Below are 23,793 nucleotides of genomic sequence, written 5' to 3'. Positions count from 1 at the left end.
GAACGAATGTCTATTCTTGAGGTAGAAAATCTATCTGTATCTTTTAAATCATATACAGATGGATTTAAAGAAATTAATCATAAAGTTATATCGAGTTTAAGAGTAGCGCTCGAAGCTGGTGAAATTCTAGCTGTTGTTGGTGCAAGTGGATCGGGGAAAAGTTTACTGGCACATGCCATACTAGGAATTCTTCCAAGCAACGCAAGTATAAGTGGCTCCATCAAGTATAAAGATGAAGAACTAACAGCTGCTCGTCTAGCTACATTAAGAGGTAAGGAGCTGGCCCTTGTTCCGCAATCCGTCAACTTTTTAGATCCATTAATGCGTGTCGGGAGCCAAGTTCGTACAGCTGCTAATGGCGGAGATGCTGTATCGGCGCAACGTAAAGTCTTTGAACGTTATCACCTTGGAAAAGAAGTGGAAAATATGTATCCATTTCAACTTTCAGGTGGGATGGCGAGAAGGACGCTTTTATCAACCGCTATGGTAAGTGGCGCAAAAGTAATTATTGCAGATGAGCCTACGCCAGGACTCGATCCGGTTGTAATCAAGGAAGCGTTAAGCAACTTTAGGGAATTTGCTGATAACGGATGCGCGGTTATGCTTATCACACATGATATTGAATCGGCTCTTCAAATTGCAGATAAAATCGCTGTATTTTATGCTGGAACGACGGTAGAAATCGCTTCTGTAAAAGACTTTGTAGGTAAAGGCGAGGCGATACGACATCCTTATACGAAAGCATTATGGAGAGCGTTACCTCAAAATGAATTTATACCAATTCCAGGATCGCAACCGCACCCAAGCTCATTGCCATCAGGATGTTTGTTTGCACCACGTTGTGAAATGGCAACACCGGAATGCGAGCAAGCACAACCTGAAATGCGAGAACTTAGAGATGGAATGGTGAGGTGTATTCATGCAACTTGAAGCAAAAGACATTGGGTTCCGATACGGTGACGGTCCATGGTTATTTCAAGGAGTCAATATAACGCTAGAGCCTGGAGAAATTGTTGGAATTACGGGTCCAAGTGGACGTGGGAAAACGACTTTTTGCCGGATATTAGCGGGTTTTGAATCACCGATTGAGGGAGCTGTGCATATGAATGGTGCTCCATTACAGAAAAATGGGTATCATCCTGTTCAAATGGTTCTTCAGCATCCTGAAAAAGCGATTAATCCAAGATGGAAGATGCACCAGATTCTTAATGAGGGATATCAACCTGATCAAGAATTATTAAACTTATTAGGGATTGAGCAAGAGTGGCTAACACGCTGGCCTCACGAGTTATCTGGGGGCGAATTACAGCGCTTTTGTGTCGCTAGAGCATTAGGACCGAATACGCGTTTTTTAATTGCAGATGAAATGACTACAATGCTCGATGCAAACACGCAGGCTCAAATTTGGCATGCCATCATGGAAATCGCCAAAAAGAGAGAAATGGGCATACTTGTTGTTACGCATGAATCGAAACTAATGCAAAGACTTTGTCATCGTGTGATCAACTTTGACTTGCTTCAGCAGAAGCAAGTCAAAGCCCCGGCGGATGTCACAGATTTTTAGAGGAGTTTTTCGAGCAAGCTCGAAAAAAATCTGGACGCAATTACGCCGAGGCGTAATTGAATAATTTCGATTAAAAAAGGAGGTTTCTTTAAATAGAAACCTCCTTTTTATATTATTTAGTTTTCGTCTTTACTATCCTGTTCTTGCTCTGCTACTTTTTCATGAATTTCAGATTCAATTGCTTGTACAAGTTCATCCTCTAGTTTTTGCTGAGGCTGTGGATGGAACCACTGGATTTCTCCCTCATGAACAAATCCATTGTACGACTCACCTTGTACTTGCAAAGAAAAATGATGACGTTCATGTATCCGGTCTTCGAAAGCTGGTTTTATTTCAAGATCTTTAATCTCTTTTGAAATACCATGAAGTATCATCGTAGATTGAATAGTAGCTTCAATTGAGTCCACTTTGCTTTCACCGATTAATTGTCTTGGATGAGGATGGAGCCAAAGAATTTCATCCTCATGAAAATGTCCCTTGAATTCGTCCCCATCAATCTTAAAAGTAAAGGCAAGTCGTTCATGAACACGATTTTCAAACACTGTTTCAACTTCAAAATCTTCAAGTTTGGGTTTTGCATTCTTATTATCAGGCATACTTTTTCCCCTCTCATGAAAGTTTTTATTTTTGGTTAACCATTTCAATGACCATCGTGCATGGGCATTAATATTTCCGTAAAGAATTTGGTGTACGATTTAGCCATTTTTCACTAATTAATTTATGACAATTATTTAAAATCCGCTCGATAACTTGGGTAGAGTTTGCTAGAATACGTATGCTAAACCCTGATACGGCTAGCTTCGAAATACCCGCTTTAAACTCGGCTTGTTCCAGTTGAATCGCTTCGTATAATTCATCAATAAACGCATTATTTGTATATTCACTAACTACAAGCATCGAACCTAAATGTGTATACCCTTCCATAAATCCTAGTCCAGACACTGATTGCTGTTTCGGCACTAACTTAATATGGTCAAACACACCAATTTGTCCGTCTACATAAATCTCACTAACTAACTGAATGGTATCATAACTGAATTTCCCACCACTTGGCGACCAACCAGGCGTAAGGATATCTGTAGAAAGAAACGTCGCGCCACGATCCATATGCACCACATTTTTCTGCTTGTAATGTGCATTTTCATAAGCAATGAGAGGATCTGGTAGGTATTCTAAATAGCTGTCTTTTTTTAAGTGAATCGTTGTTTCTTGATAGGCATGGCTTTTTGGTGTTTTATATACTTTTGTTGCAGATTGTGTAGTTAATGTAACTTTCGATCCTTCATCTGCTGTGAACTCCAGTTTGTATCGATCACCATCTAAATAGCCACCACCTGGATTTAGAAGATAATAGCAAACTTGTCCCGAATCATCCAAGTAAATCGGTCGCATCACTTTAAGTGCGCCTTGAAAATACACTCTTTTTGCAACGGTTTTTCCTTTTCGATCTTCGAGGTCCAAAGATAAAGAGCCAGTCCAATTGGTCATATTAATCTAATCCTTTTAGTAAAGCGTGCTGCTTAATCCATTCAATTACTTCTGGAAGACCATCATCATTTTTTAAGTTTGTAAACACGAAAGGTTTATTACCGCGGAATACTTTCGTATCCTCCGCCATTACTTCAAGGCTCGCACCAACATATGGAGCAAGGTCTGTCTTATTAATGATAAATAAGTCAGATTTAATCATCCCCTGTCCACCTTTACGAGGAATTTTTTCCCCTTGCGCAACGTCGATAATATAAATAGAAAAATCAACTAGCTCCGGGCTAAAAGTAGCTGCAAGATTGTCTCCACCACTCTCAACAAAGATTAGTTCCACATCAGGATGACGTTCTACTAATTCATCAATGGCAGCAAAGTTCATAGAAGCATCTTCACGAATAGCAGTGTGAGGGCAACCGCCTGTTTCAACACCGATAATTCGATCCTCAGGTAGAACACCATTTTGTATTAAAAACTTTGCGTCTTCTTTTGTATAAATATCATTTGTAACAACCGCCATTTTTATTTCATCTTGAAGATGGCGAGTTAGTTTTTCTACAAGCATTGTTTTACCTGCTCCAACAGGTCCTCCAACGCCAATTCTTATTGGTTCCATTAGAACACGTCCTTTTATAATAATCTTTTATGTTACGACATAAATATTCGAATATTTACACGTTCATGTTGCATTTGAGACAGCTCAATTCCTGGTGAAACAATACCGAAATCATCCTTCGATAGTTGCAGGATTTTGTCTACTGCCGCGTTTAATTCTGGTATAAAATTATGAGTAATCATTTGTCCAGCTGTTTGTCCAAGTGGAATTGCACGAACCGCATTTTGAATTTGACTAGAAATAGAAGAATACAAGTAGAAGCGGATCGTATCCTGTTTTTCCACCTCTAGCCCATGAGCTACCATTGTAAATACGATAGCTGGATGGCCAAATGCATTCTTTTTCTTAATTTCCGCTCTATATTGTGAGAGGATCGGTAGCTCGTATAGTGCTTCAGTAAGTTTTAGCATGCGATCACCGATCATTTGAGTGCCTTCTCGCGTCTCTCTCGGCAAGTTTTGGACAGTTAATAAACGATCCAAATGCCATATTTCTTGAATATTCCCTTCTGTAAGAGCTTCATAAACAAGGAGAGAAGCTAGCCCATCTGTGTAGATGAGCTGTTCATGTAAATAAACTTTAAGCCACTCAAAAAACGTCTCTTTGTCATGAACTTTATCTTCCTGTATATAACTTTCCAAGCCAAAAGAATGGCTGAAGGCTCCTGTAGGAAGATTTGAATCGCATAGTTGAAACAAAGAGAGAATGTTGTTAGTCATGACTATGGCCTATATGACGGAATGCTTGTTTTACTTTTCGATCTTCTCGTTTATATGGAATTTCCATTTGTTGCAGTAATTCTTCAACTAAATAGTCATACTGAACTAACATATCATTGTCCTCAAATTGGGCAGGAAGATGGCGGTTACCTAATTGGTGAGCGATTGTACCCATCTCCTTAATGTCTCTAGGACTGATTACAATTAAATCATCTGATAATACATCAATGACAATCATATTTTTTTCATCCATATATAAAACATCGCCTGCTACAAGGTCTATATGCTCTTTTAAGCGAATGCCTAGTTCATTGCCGTGATCCGTTTTAACACGTTGAATTCGCTTCATTAAATGGGCGCTTTCCAAATATACTTTTTCCATATGACGTTTTTTTATTTCATTTGAATCCATTTGCTCAATATTTGTAACGATTTTCTCTATTATCATAAAATTCACCTCAGAATAAGAAATAACGCTGACCCATTGGTACCGTATCCACCGGATCACATGTCAGCAATTCTCCGTTTATTTTCACTTCATACGTTTGCGGATCAACCGTAATATTAGGCGTTTCAGAATTTAACTTCATATCTTTTTTCGTTAGTGTTCGAATTCCGCCAACTGGTAAAACTATTTTTTGAAGTCCTAATTTTTCATGGACACCTGCATCATAAGCTGCTTGAGAAATAAATGTAGCTGAACTTTTTGCTAATGCTTTCCCAAATTGAACGTACATTGGGCGATAAATATAAGGCTGTGGTGTCGGGATAGACGCATTTGCATCACCCATTAATCCAGTAACTGCAAGACCGTTTTTAAGGACCATTTCTGGCTTCACTCCAAAGAACTTTGGATTCCAAAGAACTAAATCGGCCATTTTCCCAACTTCAATAGAACCCACATATTTCGAAATACCATGTGTAATAGCTGGGTTAATCGTGTATTTCGCAATATAGCGCTTAGCTCGGTTGTTATCAGCATGCTGACTATCACCTTCTAAGGAACCTCTTTGTTTCTTCATTTTATCGGCAACTTGCCATGTGCGTAATACGACTTCCCCAACACGACCCATTGCTTGGGAATCGGAGCTCACCATACTAAATACACCCATGTCATGAAGGATATCTTCAGCTGCAATTGTTTCTTTTCTAATTCTAGAATCGGCAAAAGCAATATCTTCCGGTACAGAAGGGTTTAAATGATGGCAAACCATAACCATATCAAGATGTTCGTCAATCGTATTTACCGTATAAGGAAGAGTAGGATTCGTTGATGAAGGTAAAATGTTAGAGTAACCTGCTGATTTGATTAAATCAGGTGCATGTCCCCCACCTGCCCCTTCAGTATGATACATATGAAGAACTCGATCTTTTACCGCAGCCATCGTAGTTTCCATAAAGCCGCTTTCATTTAATGTATCTGCGTGCAATGCAACTTGAATATCATATTCATCTGCAACTTGTAGTGCATAGTCAAGAGATGAACCAGTAGCTCCCCAGTCTTCGTGTACTTTTAAGCCGATGACACCTGCTTTTACTTGCTCGATTAAAGGTTCAACAGATGCTGCATGTCCTTTACCTGTAAAACCAATATTAATCGGAAGACCTTCAGCCGCTTCTAGCATGCGGTGAATATTCCACTCACCTGGTGTAACAGTAGTAGCCTTAGAACCAGCTGCTGGACCTGTACCACCACCGATTAGTGTTGTCGTACCAGCTGTTAGTGCTACCTGTACTTGTTCCGGGTTTATAAAATGAACATGTGTATCGATCGCTCCAGCAGTCACAATTAAACCTTCACCGGCAATTATTTCCGTTGATGTACCAATAATGAAATCTACATTATCTGTAATTAATGGATTACCGCCTTTACCAATGCCAAAAATCTTGCCATCGCGAAGAGCTAAATCGGCTTTACAAATGCCTGTATAATCTAAAATAATGACGTTTGTTATAACTGTATCGGGCACACCTTCATCGCGTGTAGCAAGCGGATGTTGACCCATACCATCACGAATAACTTTCCCGCCTCCAAAGACTACTTCTTCACCATATGAAGTGTAATCTTTTTCGATTTGAATAAATAACTCTGTATCTGCAAGACGGACAGAGTCACCAGTAGTTGGTCCGTACATTTCAGCGTATTGCTTTCGGGACATTCTAAAACTCATACTTCATCCCCACTTTCTAATTTGCCGTCAACTTTATTGTTGAATCCATAAATACGACGCTCTCCGGCAAAATCAATTAACTGTATTTCTTTTTCATCTCCAGGTTCAAAACGAACAGCTGCTCCAGCAGGCACATTTAAACGCTTCCCGTAAGCTTCTTTTCTATTAAATCGGAGTGCATCATTTACTTCATAAAAATGAAAATGTGATCCTACCTGAATTGGGCGGTCACCTGTATTTGTAACTGAAATAGTAGAAACAACGCTACCTTCGTTACAAATAATGTCTTCTTCTTTCAAAATATATTCACCTGGTAACACTTAGCAATCCCTCCTATTTATCGTATCGGGCTATGAACAGTCACTAATTTCGTCCCATCTCGGAAAGTCGCTTCAACCTGTATATCATTGATCATTGCAGGTATACCTTCCATCACATCATCTTGCGTCAAAATTGAAGCTCCATATTCCATTAGTTCGGCAACAGTTTTTCCGTCCCTTGCCCCTTCCATTACCTCATATGTGATGAGGGCGACAGCTTCTGGATGGTTTAACTTTAATCCTCTGTCTCTCCGGCGTCTTGCAAGGTCTGCTGCAACCACTATCATTAGCTTATCAATTTCTCGCGGCAATAAATGCATAGTTCATTCCTCCTAATAAAATTTCAAGTAACAATTCTTTACATTGGAAGAAAGGTTATTTTTATTAATCAAAACAAATAAAAATAACCTTTACTTATCCTCTTTAAAAGCCCAGTACTTTAACCTTCCTATAGAATTTTAACATAAATATACATGAAGCAAAAGTTTAACGCAATGCAGAGAATTTTAACATGAAATCCTTTATTATAGTCAGGAAGTTATATGTAACCCTTCATTTGAGGACTGTTTTTAAACTTCTAAAAATCTACTTACACATGTATGAAATCCACTTATTTTATACAGTTTTTACTATGGCCTTTTTTAGTGATATTCATAAAATAATGATGATTCCCTTGAATTTTTTTCTCCATACTAACATGCCCACTATTACATGTTTATAGTATTAACTCATCCAAATTTGTTAATAATAGCAAAAGAGGAGGTGATATAGCATGGCTCAAGAAATTCTTTGTGATGTTAATAACTGTACGTATTGGGGTTCTGGAAACAAATGCACCGCAGAAGCTATTTATGTTGTTAGTCAAAAAGGGGATCACGCATCAAATAGTGAAGAAACCGATTGTAAAACATTCACCCCAACACAGCACTAATTTTCTTAGGGTAATCATAATTATGGTTCCCCTCTTTTAACACTTTAATAACAAGTGAATCTTATGATAAAGAAGTTGGAAATAACCCGTTTTGGATGCAAAAACTATCCAGAACATTAACTGCAATTCAAAAAGCTGTGCTGAATAGTCCAATGAAAATTGGTTTTTCGGCACAGCTTTGTTTTTTCATTCATACGTAGTTAACAGTAGTTCATGAGTATTTTGGAACGAAGAATCATGTATCTAAATCTTCATCCTTTAATGCCAGTAAGATAGCAAATCCAATCCACACGATCGTAATATCCATAGCGGTCTCTTTCCCATTCCAAATTTGAGATTGCCACATTGCAAACCATTCGCTACCGATTACGATAAAGCCTAAATACCAAATAGCAAATCCAAGCATAAATGCATAAAATCCAAATGATTTAGCTTGGTTAAATTGACGTCCAGTTGCTCGAATATTTTTTAACATATGATATACACCGATGAAAGCAAGTAAACTAAAAGTTCCCTCTGCTATAATTAATCCCCAATAGGCAATCGTATATAAGATCGGACTTTCAATCGCACGCCACATCAAGGCATTCCCTTCAAAAGTTGTATCCATTGAAAGTACATGAAGAACGAATTCATAATTTGAATTATAATCCATTAAATTTCCTGCGAAAACAAATAGACCAAAGAGCCCTGCAAGTAATAATACAACTGTTTTTAACAATCTTAATGCAATTGTATTCATAATAATATCACCTTCCGTTATTTTTTATAAACTGAAGTAAGTTATCCATATGCCCAAATTTCCGATTTCCTAAAACATTACTTATGAAATGAACCAACTATTACAGCCCATTATGAACAAATAAAATTTTTTCTAATCATAAGTCAATCGTAATCGCAACAACATCTTCTTCCTGTAGCAAAGGCAATTTTCAAATTCATTTTTCTCAAAAATGCTACATCGTTTGTATGATTAAATGAGCTCCTTAACGTTTTCCATAAAACCTTTTCCTAAAGAATCGCTTCAGAGTATCATTTAGCTTTTTAATCCTTTAGTTAGTTTTACCTCTTATGCTTAGGAAATAAACCAACAAAAAAAAAACGAATTCCATCATTGGAAACTCACTCTTTTTTCATAATGCTATTTATTTCAAGTGTTTTATTGTAATAGCCAATGTGCCCCACCTATTTTCTTGTTCAGGTGTATAAATTTCATAGGTTCCTTCTACCATTTCCTTCATAGACCAACCTTCACAATCGAAATCTTGAAACGGAATATTTTCATACATCTCTTTAAATGTATCGTATTTCCTCAAATTAGTAACTTGCACTTGTAATGTTTCATTTTGTTCAGGTACTCTTATGAATTCAATTATATCCCCTATCTTAATTGTTCTCCTCTTCTCATCGTTTAAACGTACCTCAACCGTCTTTTTGCCTTCTTTAATTGCTGTGAAGTATTCTCCATATAGCCCCATTTGATGTACGATTATATTCACCACCTTCGCACAATAAGTGATTCTTTATTAATTTTTTTAAGAGATGAATAAATGAATTCCCCTGATTGAGAATATCCGCTAATATTGACTGGCATTACTAGCTTTCCCTCAGCTCTTTTTAGGAAAAAACGACTTCCCTCATAATTTATGAATGGAACATCTTCAAAAATCCCTTTCCCAGTCTCTATCGTTATTTTATGTATTTCAGAATCTGTCACCATTCCAAAATAATAAGCTTCATTCTCGCTTTTTCCCGAAGCGCTCCACGCAATTTGGTTTTCTAATACAGGAGGATACTCAATTGAGGATAAAGTAACATTATTTTTGAATTTCCATGTTCCAAGCCAATTTTGTTGTAATTCCGCAATTGATATAGCTTGCTGCATTCTAAATAGCGTTAACCACTTACCTTCAATTTCTCTAACAAAAAGGACTTCCTCTATTGATTCAGACCATTTTTCAGTAATTTTCAATACATCCTTTTCCGTTGGTTGTTGAAGACGATTGTAAGTTATCATAAAAAATATTATCGATATTAGAGCAATTCCTAGCGCTACTTTTTTCATATTAATCCCCTTTACCACGTACATTCATTCAATACATATCTTCCACAAAAATAGCAATAATCCTTTTTTAAAATAGCAAAAACGAACTCCCCATCGGAAATCCGTTCTTTTTTCGTCCATCATTTATTTAAGCGCAAGTGAAATAGAATCGGATTCTTGCATAACAATAATATCTTGTTGTTCAGAGTTTCCATCTGTATAGTTTACAATTGCGCTTAGGATTATATCATCTTCCACTACCCAATCATCATGAGGAATGGCAAGTGTGTATTCATATTGATCCTGTTCATTATACGGAACTGTGTAGGTATTTCCGATTTCCTTTATACCTTGATATATATCTGAACCAGGCTCACGAAGCATAATATATATCTTGTCTAATACTAACTGGTCTTTGTTGTTAGCTTCTTCAACTGTAAGTATAACATCCTCTATAAACTTTCCTTTGTTCATCGTATAAGTGATTGATTCAATCTCTTCTCCGGTTAGTTTTAGCTTAACATTTGTAAAAATATAATTAGGTCCGTCTCCACCTACACCACCTAAAGTATCCATTCTGTCTCTAGTTGCCACACCACCTATATTATCCAATCTGTCTTCAGTTCCTAATTCAAACGTAGCTTTTTCTGCTGAAAGATTTGTATGAAGCTGACTATCATCATTTAAGTCTGCATAAGCTGTAATCGTAAAATTTGCAACTTGCAGGTCCCCACCATTATTGAAATAAGGGATGCCGATTATCATTAACAGGACGATTCCAAATGCACATGCGACAGAAATCCAGCTTTTATAATGAATTTGTTTTGATTTTTTCATTCCCGCATTTTTGCAATTCGCTTTCACACGGTTTTCCATCTCTTTAGACATTTCAATCGATTTAACGGCATGTTTCATTTTATCGAAGTCCATATTCAGTCTCCTTTTCATATCGATTTCGAATCAGTTCTCTTCCACGTTGCAATCGTTTTTTTACTGCCGAAGAAGTAATGCTAAGAATTTTTGCTATTTCATCTACTTTATAACCCTCGACATAATGAAGTAATAGTACAAACTTATGTTTATCCGGCAATTTCATTAAATCGTCGAGCAAACCATAGTTTTCTTCATCTTGACAATATAGTTGCAAATTACTAATATCCATATGCTTTCGAATAAAATTGTACCTTCTCATATTTTTGCAGCGGTTCGTAGTAATTGTAATTAACCATGCTTTCTCATGTTCAGAATCATTAAAAGTTGGGGATTTCGTTAAATATTTTATAATCGTGTCTTGTACAACATCCTCTGCATCCTGCTCGTTGCATAATATGACGAGACATATTCTAAATAGCATATGGCCATATGTATCAACAACTCGTTCTATATCTCGCTCCGCCGACCAAACTAATTGTTGCACCTTCCATCAACTCCTTTCATTTATAACACACTTGAAATTACCATTTGGTGAAGTTTTATGTGAAATACATTTATTACACTAAAAACGATTGTCTATAGAAAATCAATTCAAAAAATATGGTCACGCTAAAATCATTTTGATAAACTTAACGTATAAAGCGAAAACTCTTATCATGACTTGTCTCAACAACAATTACGATATTTTGGTTTTCGCTTTTATTTTACACTTAAATGTAATATTATTGAATTTTCAATAAAATAAACCTAATTTAAAATAATTTAATTATGCTAGAAAAATAAAAGACTAATGGATGAAATGGAGTTGTTGTACTGTGGATAAAAGTAGATTTGAATCAATTCGTATAGAGGATTTTGACATGGATGAGGACTTTTTAGAAGGAGAAATTCTATTAGATGAATGGAATACTTTTTTTAATAAAGAGGATTCCATCTGTTTATCAATTGTACTTGAAGAAGATACTATTTTAGAAGAATTATTGCCAGAACATGTGAATGGTTATAACTATATCCTCCATAATCAATCAAAAATGTTACATGCCATTTTGAATGAACTTTTGAAACAATATCCTAAAATGCAGTTGCAATATGGTTATGACGAAGAAGAAAAAAACGAATATATGCATGATGTTTCACATATTCAAGACTTCTCATCATTACTTTCACCATTGACGATGTATATTTTGGATGTTTCAAGGGATGGTTTGCCGTATATCGGATGTATTTTTTCTTGCAAGTGGGATGATGAACATGCTTTTGGTGCAATGCTTCACAAAGACCGCGTTGTTGAAATCGGTGGAGCAGACACAGCTTTCTTATCTTGGATAGCACAAAATGATTTAGAAAAATATGAACAATAAAGGGCGGGGTAAAAAATGCAGTACTTAAAGTCTTCCAATTTCACTACACATGAAGCAACTTTCCAACAAGCAATTACTGAAATTCAAACAGATCGCTGTAAGTTTATTAAAGAGTACCCTACCACAATTACGTTATCTACAGGGGAAAGTATTTTAGCTGATGCTGCCTTAGAATTTTACTTAAATAATCAACTAAAGACGCCATTTAGTTATACCGATTCCAAAGCTTTTTGTGAAAAAATACGAAAGAAGATAGGATTCGAACCGATTCGTTATACTCTGCAAGTTTGGATTGAAAAAAATATTCAGCAGCCCAATTTCACTACCGAAAAGAAAAATTGGGAAACTACTTATACATTAATAGAAGGAATAGAGCTCTCATATATTCGTGAGGACTTGCTCGATTTTGTGTGCTATGTCGCTGTTTGTTACATGAAGTTTGGCGCTGATTTTGATTCTATTTCAGCAGAGCGACTTTTTAATTTGGTTGAAGCAACTGGATCAAACAAAGTCGCAAATCTTCGAGAAAATGGTTCGGGTGGTCTTTCTTTAAACGAATGTTCTTATCATGACATTGACGTTGATTGTTTTGCGAATGACGCTTTTGCCATTATTAATATTAAAATCAAGAACGAAAAATTGGATGCATATGAAAAGTCTTTAGATTTTATTAACCATTTACTAAATTTAGATTTTCCAAGAAGTTATCAAATTCAATTTTCAAGTTCTATAAATGAATGCTTACCAATTGAAAACTTACCACTTGCACCTGTTCATCACTTTTTTGCCAATGCCCTCACGTATCCTGAGCTACATCCGAAAATTAAAGTATACGCTGAAAAATCGATGAGAAGATACGCATGGTATACAGATTTAGAAGATGAGAATTGTGCAATGCCTTCCACATTTGCCGTGTTAGGTTTAGGTTTAGTTTCCTCAGAATACTGGCCATTAGTACAAACTTATATGGATACTTGCGATGATGAACATTCATCCATCCAAACAGCTTTCACAGCAGAATTCATAAAAAAATTCGGCATTACTTCTGAAACACTACCTATTTTCATTAGTTGTGTGCTTTCTGTTCAGGAACATGAACCTCATGCTATTTTTGAAGAAAAAATGAATGATAAATCCAATTTGGAACTGCTATTATCATGCAAAAACAATTTTGTGGACTATCTAAGTGAAAGCCAAAAAGAAGCGTGGAAAAATGACCTTGAGGGTATGATTGACTATGTCTGGCAAAACGTCATTTATGCCATTTGGGGCGTTTGTTTTAGTAAACCAGCTACCGAAGTAATTTACCGCGCACCAGAGGAATTAAAACAGCTTTACCGAGAGATATTGCAGTAAGCATATTTCTCTATCGGATGCAAACGATTCGAACAATTAAAAAGCTGTGCCGGAAATTCCATTAGAAATCAGAACTTTCGACACAGCTCTTTTTTTAATCAACCTTTGACATATCTAATGATAAAAACTCAGTCAATTGTTGTTCATGCTTATCGAGAATAATCTGTTCCGCTTTGATACCTTGCTCTAGAAGTACTTCAATATTCTGCACGATGAATTCGTCACTACCAACAACATAGAATAGCCCGTCCTTGTCACTAGCAAGATTTTTTACTTCTTCATAGTAGTCTTTACGGTTATCAACGAATTGTGATGTAAACTTCTTTTCTGGTGACGTTTCAAAAATATCGGTAAATAAGAAATCTTTTGATGAGTCGATGTTTAAGGAATGAATTCCATTGACGTTGTCAGCACGTTTAAAATAATCAAGTGCAAGTGATCTGAAAGTTGCTAGACCAACACCTGATGACAACAGGTAAATATTTTTCCCTTCTCTTTTCAGCGGTACATTTGTATGTGTTTTAAATATTGCAACTTTATTACCTACTTCTAGATTTTTTAAAATCGTTTTGAACTCCGAGCACTGTTCTTTGATGCGTGTTGTGATTCCAATCGCATCTTCATCCGGTACAGTGGAAATTGACATATGGCGAATCAGGCTACGGTTTGGTTTATCTCCTGCATTAAAACCCTCTAGTGCAAAGTGAGTGTGAGAACCTTCCTCCCATGTAAAGTCACTCGGACGGTCGAGTAGATACGTTTTAACTTCAGTCGTTTCTTCAATAATCTTATTTATTTTCAGCCAATATATTTGCATTATAAATCCTCCTTAATTATTTTTCTCTTCGTTATCTACTATATAATAATTGAAAACGTTTCTCATTTAAGTATATCAAGTAAGCCGATATTATTATTTGTAATATTTTGGCTAATATATCGCTATTGGCCCATATGGACCCTGGAGAATTTCTATTTTCGTTTCAAAAATATTTGTCAAAACTTCTGGGGCCATAATTTCTTCTACTGTTCCAAAAGCTGCAATTTGTCCATCTTTCATAGCACAAATTCTATCAGAATATTTGGCTGCGAAATTTATATCATGCATCACAGTCAAAATAGTTCTTCCAAATTCATTAGCAGCCTGTCTTAAGTGCTCCATCATTTGAACAGAACGAGCAATATCAAGATTGTTCAAAGGCTCGTCCAAAAGTACATATTCAGTCTCTTGGCACAAAACCATCGCAACATATGCCCTTTGCCTTTGACCACCTGAAAGCTCATCTAAATATCTATTTTCTAGATCAGTCAAATCTAAAAAATCAATATACTTAGAAATAATGGTCTCATCCTCTTTCGTTAATCTACCATTTGAATAAGGAAAACGCCCAAATCCAACTAGCTGCCTAACAGAGAGCCTCGTTACAAAATGATTTTCTTGTCGCAAAATAGTAATAATTTTCGCCAAGTCTTTTGACTTAGATTCAGACACATCCATATTCGCCACCATAATTTGACCTTCATCCAAATCCAAAAGTCTTCCAATCATCATAAGTGTCGTAGATTTCCCAGCACCATTTGGCCCAATTAATGAAGTAAAACCTGCTTTTGGTATTTCTATATTCAATGGTCCAATTTTTACGTTATCAGTATACAACTTTCTAGCATTATCAATCTTTATCATAGAGACCTCTTCCTTAATATTACAATTAAAAATAATATTCCACCAAACAATTCAATAATAACTGACACTACAGCTTGAGAATCGAATACATGATACATTAAAAAATATGCACTCGTAAGGATAAAGAACCCTATAGCAAGAGCCATTGGAAAAATATATCTGTGATCATAAGTTGGAGCCGCTTGGTAACTCAAAGTTGCAACTAAAAATCCATAGAAAGTAAGTGGTCCAATTAAAGACGTTGAAATTGCCATCAAAATAGCGACTAATATAAGGGTATAAATTATACTAGATTGATATTTAACGCCAAAAGTAGTAGACACATCTTTTCCAAGTGACAATACATTTAATTTCTTAGAGTAAGCAAAAATTAATATTGCTACAATTATTACCATTGGAATGACAATTGGAAAGTATTCCGCATCTGCATTATTGACAGATCCAAATAATCTTGCCTGTAAAAGATCAAACTCTGACGGCGCAAGAAGCCTTCTCATAAACGTTGATACAGAATTCAGCCCAGTACCAATAATAATTCCAACTAAAAGCATCAGTTGTAAATTCCCATACTTCCCTGAAAGCAACCACCCATAAAGGATCAAACTCATCATGACCATCGCAATAACTTGAAATAGAAATGATCCAATACCACTAAAGCCAATCAATGCACTAGCACCAAAGAAAAACATTGTACTAGTATGAATTGTTGAATAGAGTGATTCAAAACCTAACAGAGAAGGCGTTATAATCCTATTGTTCGTAATCGATTGAAAAGCAACGGTCGATAAACTGTGACAAATCGCTGCAATAATCATTGCCACAAGGGCTACTATCCTTCTCATAACAACTGGGATAAAAGAAGGCGAATCTACTGGAACTGGATTGTTATAAACTAAAAGTCCGTACGAAGAAAGAACACCTAAAGAAATTAATGTTATTAGCAAAATCCAATAACGTTTTTCCTCTTTTTTAGAACGAAAAGCTCTAGCTGATCTCTTTTCATTATGAAGGCTAGTCTCGATTTGGACATTTTCTTTATTTCTATATTCCAATGCGTTCATCTTAGCCTCCTTGGTTTTCTTTGTCTCAATAAAATAGTAGTAAATACGACTGCTCCCACTGTCCCAAGTATTAAAGAGACAGGTACTTCAAAAGGCATAATTATTGTTCGAGAAATTATGTCACAAAGAGTGATAGTACCCATTCCGATCACACAAACCCAAGGCAAATTACTTCTAAGATCATCCCCTCTAAACATTGAAACAATATTTGGGACGATTAAACCTAAAAAAGGTAGGTTTCCAATAACAGCGGCAACAATTCCAATTGCAACAGCAATAAGACCATTAGCCAAAAGAATGAGCCTGTTATAATTTACGCCAAGACTTGTTGCAACATCTTCCCCTAGTCCAGCTAAAGTCAATCGATTTGCATACATGAAAATAAGGATAGTAACAATAACAATGATCCATAAATATTCATATCTTCCAACTTGTACACCCGCAAAAGAACCAACAAACCAACTTTCAATAACTTGTGTCATTTGAAAAAAGAGTCCCATAAAAGTGGACACTGCAGAAATGACTGCTCCAAGCATCAGTCCAATGATCGGGACAATTAAAGACGAGCGAAGTTTTACTCTTCTTAAAAATAAAAAGAAAATCATAGTTCCTATAAAAGAAAAAATGATTGCACCCGTCATTCTAAGAACTAAAGTTGGGGCTGGAAATACTAAATACACAACGAGGAGTCCCAAGCCCGCCCATTCAATTGTTCCTGTTGTGGTAGGTTCTACAAAACGATTTTGTGTTATAAGTTGCATTACGAGTCCTGCCATTGCCATAGCAGCTCCTGTAAGCATTAGTGCAACCGTTCTTGGAACACGAGTGATGAAAAACATTTCCATTCCATCTTCTTGTCCACGTATATCATAAACCCCAGTAAACAGCGATATCGTCCCTAAAATAATTACGACGATAACTGCTAATATAAAAGGTTTTGTCCAAATTTTATTGTAGTTATAAAACTGGGGCTGAGAAAATTTCTCAACCCCGGTTATGACATTTTTCGGCACTATGTTATACTCCTTTACACTACTTAGCTAAAGATTCAGCAATGTTGTCAAATAACTCTATAAAAGTTTGCAGTGATTCATTTGTGTAAGTGTCATTTGGTGCATAAATGATTTTACCTTCAGTCACTGCCTTTGTATTTTGAAGAGCAGGTGAATTATCAACTACATCCTTAGCAGGAATTTTCTCGTCTGTAGAATTTATTGAAGCATCACGATCTAGTACAAATAGCCAATCAGGATTACTCTGTGCAATAGCTTCAACAGAAACTTCATCACCTTGGTGGTTTGTAGAAGAATCTTCAACTTCTAATGCAGGAGTCCATCCAAAAATGTCATACATTGGTCCCCAAACACGTCCAGAGTGTGGAGCTGAAAAACCAATATCCCCTCCAGAAACAATAATACTCATAACTTTATCTTTTCCATTATATGCAGACTTAGCTTTTTCGACAGCTTGATCAAAATCAGCCGTCATTTTTTTAGCCTCTTCATTTTTATCAAAAATTTGTCCCAAAGTAATTGTCGAATCTTTAAGTCCATTTACCAAATTTTCTCCAGGTGCACCAGCTTCCTTAGAAACATCAAAGCTTAGATCAATAACAGCTGCATTTGGTACTAGTTTTTTTATATCTTCATAATAACTACCAAATCTTTGACCAACAATTACAAGTTCAGGGTTTACAGCTGCAATAATTTCAAGTTTTGGTTCACCATGGTTCCCAATATCTTGAACTTTCTCATCAGCTACATATGGTGAATCTGCAGGCATTACACCCTTTGGAACAGCCGCTAACTCAATATCCCAATTAGCTAAAGTTTCAAACGTTCTATTATCTAAAGCAACTACATTTTTAGGATTTACAGGAACCGTAACAGTTCCATGTGCATCAGTGATTTCTACTGTTGTAACCTCTGTAGTTTCTTTTTCTTTCTCCTTAGCTTCAGTTTTAGCAGGTTCATTACTTGAATTTGAACAAGCTGCTAACACCAAAACAAACATTGCCGTGATGACAGTTAATTTAAACTTTCTCATATTCTTATACCTCTCTCCTTGTGTGTAAACTTTATAGATTATTGAGTTGATAAAAATACTATCTATGTTTTATTTTTTTGCGCAATTTAAATAATAAATTTTTTTTATTTCACATAGTGCACAGTGACGACACAAAAAAATAACAACAACACCTAAATGATAATGATTATCAATTTCAATAACCTACTTAAGAATACCGAATTTAAAAATATTGTCAACCCCTATAATTTTTACCAAATTATAATTCCATCATTTCAACTGATTTTAAAACAGTATTGCGCTCTCTAAATCCATTACTTCAATACAAGGTTCAAATCTTGCTACACCAACTGTCAAACAACTTTTATTACTATCTGCAATGAAAAAAGCTGTGTAGAAAATTCCAATGAAAATTGGAATTTTCTACACAGCTTTTTTATTTTTTAATCAAACCAATTTCAATCACGTGGCAGCTTCACAATGGTACATTATTCATTCTCTATATAAATTCGCAATACTCTTATCAAAAGAATGTCATTATCCCCTGAAGAATATTACCGTTCTCAAACATTTTAATTACATAAAACAATACGGAAATAGCAATGGAAAAAATTGATATCCAACTAGATTTCCTCACGTTTTATATATCCTTTTCGTTGAAGTAAAACATTTTAACTAATTTGTAATTATTTTTACATACATTCCTTTAGTAGCTTTTTCACATGCTGTTTGGTTCATTTTCCTAACTTCTTCTGAAAGTAAAGATGCTTTAATTAACTCTTTACCATTGAAAACAGCAGGGTCAATCAAACGAATTTTATTTTTTCGATGGAAATCGTAATTAGTTATATCCTCTTGTACTTTCACGTTTTGATTAAGTCTTCTAAAATGTTCTTGTATCTCTTTATCTTTTGATGATTTTATTACTTCAATCAGTTCATCATCTTCCCCAAGAAAGTCATCAAGCTTAATAACCTCTTTGTCTAAAGCTAATCTTAATGTCTTTGCTAAAGTGTCATTTCCATATATATTTAAAGGATCCATAAAGAAGCCAATCACTTCTTTATAATACGTTTCAACAAACCATTCCGCTATTTCAATACTTTGGACATACATTTTTCCTTCAATAACTGTTAAATCACTTAAAAATGTTTGAATATCTTTTAAAGAAATATGCCCATATTCATACATATCTCGCAAAGTAGAATCCACTCTATCTGCACATAATTCAGGGGCAGGCTGTTCAAGTAATGTCCACCTTGAATCATCAAATAATATATCCTCATATTTGTAATGATATTTCTCCAAAATAGTTGGTATTTCAGAGTTTATAATCACAGATTTATAAATTGTCTCATGATAATCCTCCTTTTTATTATCAAAAACAAAATCAACCACATGGGAAAAAGCGGTGTGCGATACATCATGGAGCAATCCAGCAATTTGCTCCTCAATTGATCCACCGAGTTTTTTAATAAGCAGCATTACGCCAACTGAATGATCAAACCGAGTTTCATTCCACTTTTCATTAACTAAATAACTTGCTCCTCCTTGATGAATCCCCTTTAACCTTTGCATAGGTTTACTTGCTATTAAATCTTCTAATACCTTTTCTATTTCAAATTTCCCGTAAATTTTATCTGTAATAATCACACCAATACTCCTTTTCAGTACAATAGCTTTTTATATTCCCTGATTAAATAAGTGAATGGCATCTGTAAGTACTTATCTATTTAATATTCATTCCAGCTGCAGGACAACCTCAAGACCTGTTGGCTTTTCTCTAAAGGTATCGTTATATTCTCTAAAAACTAATTCAAGTTCCGAAACATCATCTGGTAACGGTGGAGTAACTATAAATTTGTAGGCGTCCGTTCCTATTGAACCTTTTCTACCATCCGCGCGACAATCGTAGTCTCCTTTTAATAACAATTCAAATACATTTCGTTGACTATGTATGTCCATTGGCAATTCATCTGTACCATCCCAATCAACATTAAGACGGAGAACGCTGGCATTTTCATACTGTCGAATGAACATTACTGAGTAAAAACGGTCATTTATTTCAACAGACTTTAAAACGGGTATGTGCTTTCGAAAGCCGATTGGATCTACACGCGGTTTAAAGTAGTCCACTAACCTCACAGATCCAAATAATGAACTTAAATATTCTTCGTATAGGTCATATTTTTCAGCCCAATTTGCGATGACTTCTTTTGGTGGAAATCCTGAATAATTATTCGAAATGTCCTTACGTTTTTTTAGCATTTCACAAATTTGTTCATCTATAGAAAAAAGTCTTTCATCATATTTATCTGTTGGGCGTTCAAACGGTGATGGTTGCATTGTTTTCCTCCTCAAATTTCATATTCAAACTAAAACCATACGAAATTGCACCTTTCGTTCAATAACTTCAACAAAGATATCTTTAATCCTTTTTTGAACAACAAAAAAAAACGAATCCCTTAATGGAAATTCGTTTTTTAACTCAAGCTACAGCGATCCCTTTTTAAAAGTAATCGTTTTTCTTACTGCCTCTCGATTTTTGGAGTCAAATACAATTACATCTAATTTATTTTCCCCTTTTAACAGAGTTTGATGCTCTAGCTTAAATGAAAATGGGTATTGGGTACTTTCAGATAAAAATTTATTATTTAATTTATACACTACTTTGCTAATGTATGGGTCATATGTTTTTATAAAGCCTTGGCCCGTAACGGTTTGTTTCACACTTAAACCTTGCAATGAAACAGCGGTATTGCCTACATCTTCACCTTTCTTTACATAGGGTCCATTAACAATATCAGACTGGAAATAAGGATTTTGTACGATATTTTTATATGCTTGGAGAACGGCTGGTTTTTCCGTCAAACTAAAGTTGTTCAAGCGACGATCTGCCGCTACATATGGTGCTTGCAACGTATTCACATTGAACCAATGAACAGCTTTCACTCTTGGATACTTCATTCGTAAACCGTGATAGAACATATTCATTTTCGTAATTCCGAATTTTGTCTTATCATTATTGCCAACAGAAGTAAAATGACTCGCTCCGAATTCCCCAATCATGATTGGCTTGCGTTTGGCATACGTTTCATAAATCGGATCGAGTAAATTCAAAGGATTGACTTGCTCTGCTGGTTCACTAGATTTTCCATTGAAAAAAGGTACGCTGTATAAATTGACGCCAACCCAATCTACCCATGCATCGCCCGGATAGTAAATGTCAATCTTATCAGCAGGAACACTATTAGGAACCCAAGCCATTGCTACATTTTTGGCATCTTCCTTCATTATTTTTGAAACAAGTTGGAACTTTTGTTTATATAGCGTAGGATCACCATTCCATTTCACCCATGGCCCATTCATTTCTGAGGCAAACCGTAAAAAAATCGGTATGCCGGATTCATTTGCATCACGAGCAAATTTACGTAAATATGCATCATCCTTCACTGCATTCAAACCTGATCCTGGCTCTAAAGCTAGATGAATGGCACCACCAGCCTCTTTTACTGCCTTTGCAAATTCAGTTGGGAAGTCCTGACCGTATTTGTGATAATTATAGAAAATCGCATGTTTCTTGCCTGTTACATTGTTGAAATTGGTATATTTATTGCCACCCTTTTTCAGGCTTTCATCCTGCTCAACATAAGCACCAAAATACATCCCTGTTGCAGGCTCATATTTTGCCAATGCACTCGAAGGCGCTTTCGTCTTTGCGTCTATATAAATATTTATTTCAGAATTCAGAGCATCCGCTTTAGCCTTTACCGCTAAATAGGTTTGCGTATCACCGCGCTTTTTATGTATGTTTGCCTCTTGATAATAAGTATTTGCGGCTTTTTGGAATTCATTATTTTTCTCATATGCTTCGCCAAGTTTTCGCAATGTACTCGCTATCGGAGAAATTTTCGCGGCTTTTTCCAGCTTAACAATCGCTTCCTTGACCTTCCCTTTATTGAGTAAATCAACCCCCTGTTGGTAAAGTTTCCAGTCACTTGCCTCCGCATTTGAAGTGGGTATAAAACTGATAAATAAAACAATTGTTAAGATTAATGCACTATACTTTCTAATTGTAACGCACCCTTTCTTGAAAATATTTCAAATAATATGGTATCACAAAATAATTAGGTATGTTTCATAGTTCGGAAAATTTTCCACAAAAAAAAGACTGCACCAAAAACTCCGATGATAATCGAAATTTTTGGCACAGTGTAGCTAAATCAGCTATTTCACACTTTCAACCTTATTAATATTGAAATAACTCAGCCGTTCGTTTATTAAATTCATCTAAATTTAATGCAGCATCAATCGCTTCACGAACTTTTCTTTCTTCCTCGGTAAATAACTTGGCGAAATGTCTTGCCTCAGCGATTGCAGCTTTATATTTAATAGTAATGTCATTAATATTATTTTCTTCTGCTTCTGTTGGATGGCAATGCTTGGCGATATCAAAAATCTCATCGCCGGAACGTTTTTCTTCCGGGAAATATACATGCGGCTCTGTGCTATCAAATATACAGAAATTCAATTCAGGCAAAATCACCATATCAATGGAATTGGAGTCTAAACCACACCACACAAGCTGTGCGTCATACCCCCGCTGCAATGCTTCGTTCGCCAATTTTTTCATCATCGAAGACTTTCCTGTACCTGGATAGCCCTTGATGAACAATCGTTTTTCAAGATTTTGCGTGATACTTTGAAGTGTATCACGAGCCCCTTCTGGCGTTAATGTCCCAAGCAAGCGATGTGTTAACTTTGCGGACTTCCCTAATTGGGTCTCTCCAAAAAGCCGCTTTGTTAAATCCGCATACTGTTGATTTAATCCATTCCAATCCATACTTCTTCTCGTCTCTACTTCCCAATCATCATGAATGCGAATGGCTTTTGAAAGTGAGCTAAAACATTTCTCATAATGCGCTTGCTTTAATTTGGTGATCGAATGCAACTGTATATTTGAAGAAACCTTTTGCTCATCTAAACAATCATATAGGGAGACTACATGATCCCTATCACCAATAATTATTGGTTCAAGCGATGGATTTGATGCCGCAAGAAATAATATGGAAAAAGGCGCTTTTACAAAAGTCGCTTCAATGGACTGTTCAAATAAAGGGTCATGGAAATATTCGATTTCAGCACCCTTATCATGATAGTAGGACCCTAGTTTTTGGAGTAGCTCAGAAATTTTAAAGCCATGTGCACCTTTAAGAAGATACACTGTTTTTGCTTCATTCATAACTTCTTTATATACATTTTTTATTCCCTGCCCCGTCATCGCCTGCCCAAAGAAATGGGTAATTGTACTACTCAAAACTTCATCCTTCCATCATTGGCTTATACCTATTTTTATGTTAAGTACCTGAAAAAGGTGCCACGATGAGATTGTTGAATGGCTGCCTATGTTTTGTTCAGGTGCGGTTTTGATAATTTATTTTATTTTTCGTGCAAAATAAAGAAAGCTGATGTGCTCATCTATACGAGAATTTTTCTGTTCTGTACATTTTTAGTCTTACATAACAC

At 35.8% G+C, this 23,793-nt stretch carries 27 protein-coding genes; 5 read left to right on the top strand and 22 right to left on the bottom strand.

The features are described 5' to 3' along the window. Window positions 1-6: 6 nt before the first annotated feature. Both ACQKIH_RS11275 and ACQKIH_RS11270 read left to right on the top strand, forming a co-directional pair. Window positions 7-930 (top strand): ABC transporter ATP-binding protein, encoded by a 924-nt coding sequence (locus ACQKIH_RS11275; RefSeq protein WP_427766007.1) that lies wholly within the window; start codon window positions 7-9, stop codon window positions 928-930. Continuing rightward, window positions 920-1,564 carry an ABC transporter ATP-binding protein gene (locus tag ACQKIH_RS11270; protein ID WP_427766004.1) on the top strand — a complete coding sequence of 215 codons (645 nt, stop codon included), beginning with the start codon at window positions 920-922 and terminating at the stop codon, window positions 1,562-1,564. Before ACQKIH_RS11275 ends, ACQKIH_RS11270 begins: the two co-directional genes overlap by 11 nt. 116 nt (window positions 1,565-1,680) lie before the next feature. Here ACQKIH_RS11270 and ACQKIH_RS11265 read toward each other — a convergent pair whose 3' ends face one another. From ACQKIH_RS11265 to ACQKIH_RS11230, 8 genes are all read right to left on the bottom strand, one after another. Then, window positions 1,681-2,160 carry a hypothetical protein gene (locus tag ACQKIH_RS11265; RefSeq protein ID WP_427766001.1) on the bottom strand — a complete coding sequence of 160 codons (480 nt, stop codon included), beginning with the start codon at window positions 2,158-2,160 and terminating at the stop codon, window positions 1,681-1,683. Window positions 2,161-2,227: 67 nt separating this feature from the next. Continuing rightward, the gene (locus tag ACQKIH_RS11260) at window positions 2,228-3,052 is read right to left on the bottom strand and encodes an urease accessory protein UreD (RefSeq protein ID WP_427765998.1); all 825 of its coding nucleotides are present in this window, start codon (window positions 3,050-3,052) and stop codon (window positions 2,228-2,230) included. A gap of 1 nt (window position 3,053) precedes the next feature. Beyond that, window positions 3,054-3,665 (bottom strand): urease accessory protein UreG, encoded by a 612-nt coding sequence (gene ureG, locus ACQKIH_RS11255; RefSeq protein WP_057984751.1) that lies wholly within the window; start codon window positions 3,663-3,665, stop codon window positions 3,054-3,056. Window positions 3,666-3,697: 32 nt separating this feature from the next. Next, window positions 3,698-4,384, bottom strand: a complete 687-nt coding sequence (locus ACQKIH_RS11250) for an urease accessory protein UreF (protein WP_427765994.1) — start codon at window positions 4,382-4,384, stop codon at window positions 3,698-3,700. Beyond that, window positions 4,377-4,832, bottom strand: a complete 456-nt coding sequence (ureE, locus tag ACQKIH_RS11245) for an urease accessory protein UreE (RefSeq protein ID WP_427765991.1) — start codon at window positions 4,830-4,832, stop codon at window positions 4,377-4,379. Before ureE ends, ACQKIH_RS11250 begins: the two co-directional genes overlap by 8 nt. 10 nt (window positions 4,833-4,842) lie before the next feature. Further along, a complete protein-coding gene (gene ureC / locus ACQKIH_RS11240; protein ID WP_427765988.1) occupies window positions 4,843-6,555 on the bottom strand; it encodes an urease subunit alpha in 1,713 nt (570 codons plus the stop codon). Further along, window positions 6,552-6,875, bottom strand: coding sequence for an urease subunit beta (gene ureB, locus ACQKIH_RS11235; RefSeq protein WP_427765986.1), 324 nt, complete (start codon window positions 6,873-6,875; stop codon window positions 6,552-6,554). Before ureB ends, ureC begins: the two co-directional genes overlap by 4 nt. Window positions 6,876-6,892: 17 nt before the next feature. Further along, window positions 6,893-7,195, bottom strand: a complete 303-nt coding sequence (locus tag ACQKIH_RS11230; RefSeq protein ID WP_057984761.1) for an urease subunit gamma — start codon at window positions 7,193-7,195, stop codon at window positions 6,893-6,895. 452 nt (window positions 7,196-7,647) lie between these two features. Between ACQKIH_RS11230 and ACQKIH_RS11225 the strand changes: the two genes are divergently transcribed. Beyond that, a complete protein-coding gene (locus ACQKIH_RS11225) occupies window positions 7,648-7,806 on the top strand; it encodes a DUF1540 domain-containing protein (RefSeq protein WP_427765983.1) in 159 nt (52 codons plus the stop codon). 235 nt (window positions 7,807-8,041) lie between these two features. Here the strand turns inward: ACQKIH_RS11225 and ACQKIH_RS11220 are convergent, their stop codons facing one another. From ACQKIH_RS11220 to ACQKIH_RS11200, 5 genes are all read right to left on the bottom strand, one after another. Then, window positions 8,042-8,548 (bottom strand): DUF2165 family protein, encoded by a 507-nt coding sequence (locus ACQKIH_RS11220; RefSeq protein ID WP_427765981.1) that lies wholly within the window; start codon window positions 8,546-8,548, stop codon window positions 8,042-8,044. Between the two features lie 403 nt (window positions 8,549-8,951). Continuing rightward, on the bottom strand, window positions 8,952-9,305 hold the full coding sequence (locus tag ACQKIH_RS11215) for an ASCH domain-containing protein (RefSeq protein WP_427765978.1): 354 nt from the start codon (window positions 9,303-9,305) through the stop codon (window positions 8,952-8,954). Next, complete coding sequence (locus ACQKIH_RS11210) at window positions 9,302-9,871, bottom strand: hypothetical protein (protein WP_427765976.1); 570 nt, start codon at window positions 9,869-9,871, stop codon at window positions 9,302-9,304. Before ACQKIH_RS11210 ends, ACQKIH_RS11215 begins: the two co-directional genes overlap by 4 nt. Before the next feature lie 123 nt (window positions 9,872-9,994). Continuing rightward, window positions 9,995-10,780, bottom strand: coding sequence for a hypothetical protein (locus ACQKIH_RS11205; protein WP_427765973.1), 786 nt, complete (start codon window positions 10,778-10,780; stop codon window positions 9,995-9,997). Beyond that, window positions 10,767-11,267, bottom strand: coding sequence for an RNA polymerase sigma factor (locus ACQKIH_RS11200; protein WP_057984772.1), 501 nt, complete (start codon window positions 11,265-11,267; stop codon window positions 10,767-10,769). The genes ACQKIH_RS11205 and ACQKIH_RS11200 overlap by 14 nt, the downstream gene beginning before the upstream one ends. 331 nt (window positions 11,268-11,598) lie before the next feature. On the opposite strand from ACQKIH_RS11200, the gene ACQKIH_RS11195 reads away from it, so the two are divergent. Next, entirely contained in the window at window positions 11,599-12,144 is a 546-nt protein-coding gene (locus tag ACQKIH_RS11195; protein ID WP_427765970.1) for a DUF6985 domain-containing protein, read from the top strand. A gap of 15 nt (window positions 12,145-12,159) precedes the next feature. Continuing rightward, window positions 12,160-13,500, top strand: coding sequence for a DUF6138 family protein (locus ACQKIH_RS11190; RefSeq protein ID WP_332464512.1), 1,341 nt, complete (start codon window positions 12,160-12,162; stop codon window positions 13,498-13,500). 94 nt (window positions 13,501-13,594) lie between these two features. Here ACQKIH_RS11190 and ACQKIH_RS11185 read toward each other — a convergent pair whose 3' ends face one another. From ACQKIH_RS11185 to ACQKIH_RS11145, 9 genes are all read right to left on the bottom strand, one after another. Then, a complete protein-coding gene (locus ACQKIH_RS11185; protein WP_057984776.1) occupies window positions 13,595-14,317 on the bottom strand; it encodes a ferredoxin reductase domain-containing protein in 723 nt (240 codons plus the stop codon). A gap of 111 nt (window positions 14,318-14,428) precedes the next feature. Next, entirely contained in the window at window positions 14,429-15,181 is a 753-nt protein-coding gene (locus ACQKIH_RS11180; protein ID WP_057984778.1) for an iron ABC transporter ATP-binding protein, read from the bottom strand. After that, on the bottom strand, window positions 15,178-16,242 hold the full coding sequence (locus tag ACQKIH_RS11175) for an iron chelate uptake ABC transporter family permease subunit (RefSeq protein ID WP_057984780.1): 1,065 nt from the start codon (window positions 16,240-16,242) through the stop codon (window positions 15,178-15,180). The genes ACQKIH_RS11180 and ACQKIH_RS11175 overlap by 4 nt, the downstream gene beginning before the upstream one ends. Next, entirely contained in the window at window positions 16,239-17,255 is a 1,017-nt protein-coding gene (locus ACQKIH_RS11170; RefSeq protein ID WP_057984782.1) for an ABC transporter permease, read from the bottom strand. Before ACQKIH_RS11170 ends, ACQKIH_RS11175 begins: the two co-directional genes overlap by 4 nt. Window positions 17,256-17,274: 19 nt before the next feature. Then, a complete protein-coding gene (locus ACQKIH_RS11165; RefSeq protein WP_427765964.1) occupies window positions 17,275-18,288 on the bottom strand; it encodes a siderophore ABC transporter substrate-binding protein in 1,014 nt (337 codons plus the stop codon). A 654-nt stretch (window positions 18,289-18,942) separates the two neighbouring features. Continuing rightward, window positions 18,943-19,920, bottom strand: a complete 978-nt coding sequence (locus tag ACQKIH_RS11160; protein WP_427765961.1) for an HD domain-containing protein — start codon at window positions 19,918-19,920, stop codon at window positions 18,943-18,945. 87 nt (window positions 19,921-20,007) lie between these two features. After that, window positions 20,008-20,613, bottom strand: coding sequence for a hypothetical protein (locus ACQKIH_RS11155; RefSeq protein WP_427765958.1), 606 nt, complete (start codon window positions 20,611-20,613; stop codon window positions 20,008-20,010). Between the two features lie 147 nt (window positions 20,614-20,760). Next, entirely contained in the window at window positions 20,761-22,155 is a 1,395-nt protein-coding gene (locus ACQKIH_RS11150; RefSeq protein WP_427765955.1) for a glycoside hydrolase family 26 protein, read from the bottom strand. A gap of 361 nt (window positions 22,156-22,516) precedes the next feature. Continuing rightward, window positions 22,517-23,584: a nucleotide kinase gene (locus ACQKIH_RS11145; protein ID WP_427765952.1), complete on the bottom strand. Its 1,068-nt coding sequence runs from the start codon at window positions 23,582-23,584 to the stop codon at window positions 22,517-22,519. Window positions 23,585-23,793: the final 209 nt, after the last annotated feature.

It is taken from the genome of Solibacillus cecembensis (genome assembly GCF_050272495.1).
GTDB lineage: Bacteria > Bacillota > Bacilli > Bacillales_A > Planococcaceae > Solibacillus > Solibacillus cecembensis.
The sequence above is the reverse complement of the archived record's forward strand: the minus strand, read 5'-3'. Positions and strand labels throughout refer to the sequence as shown.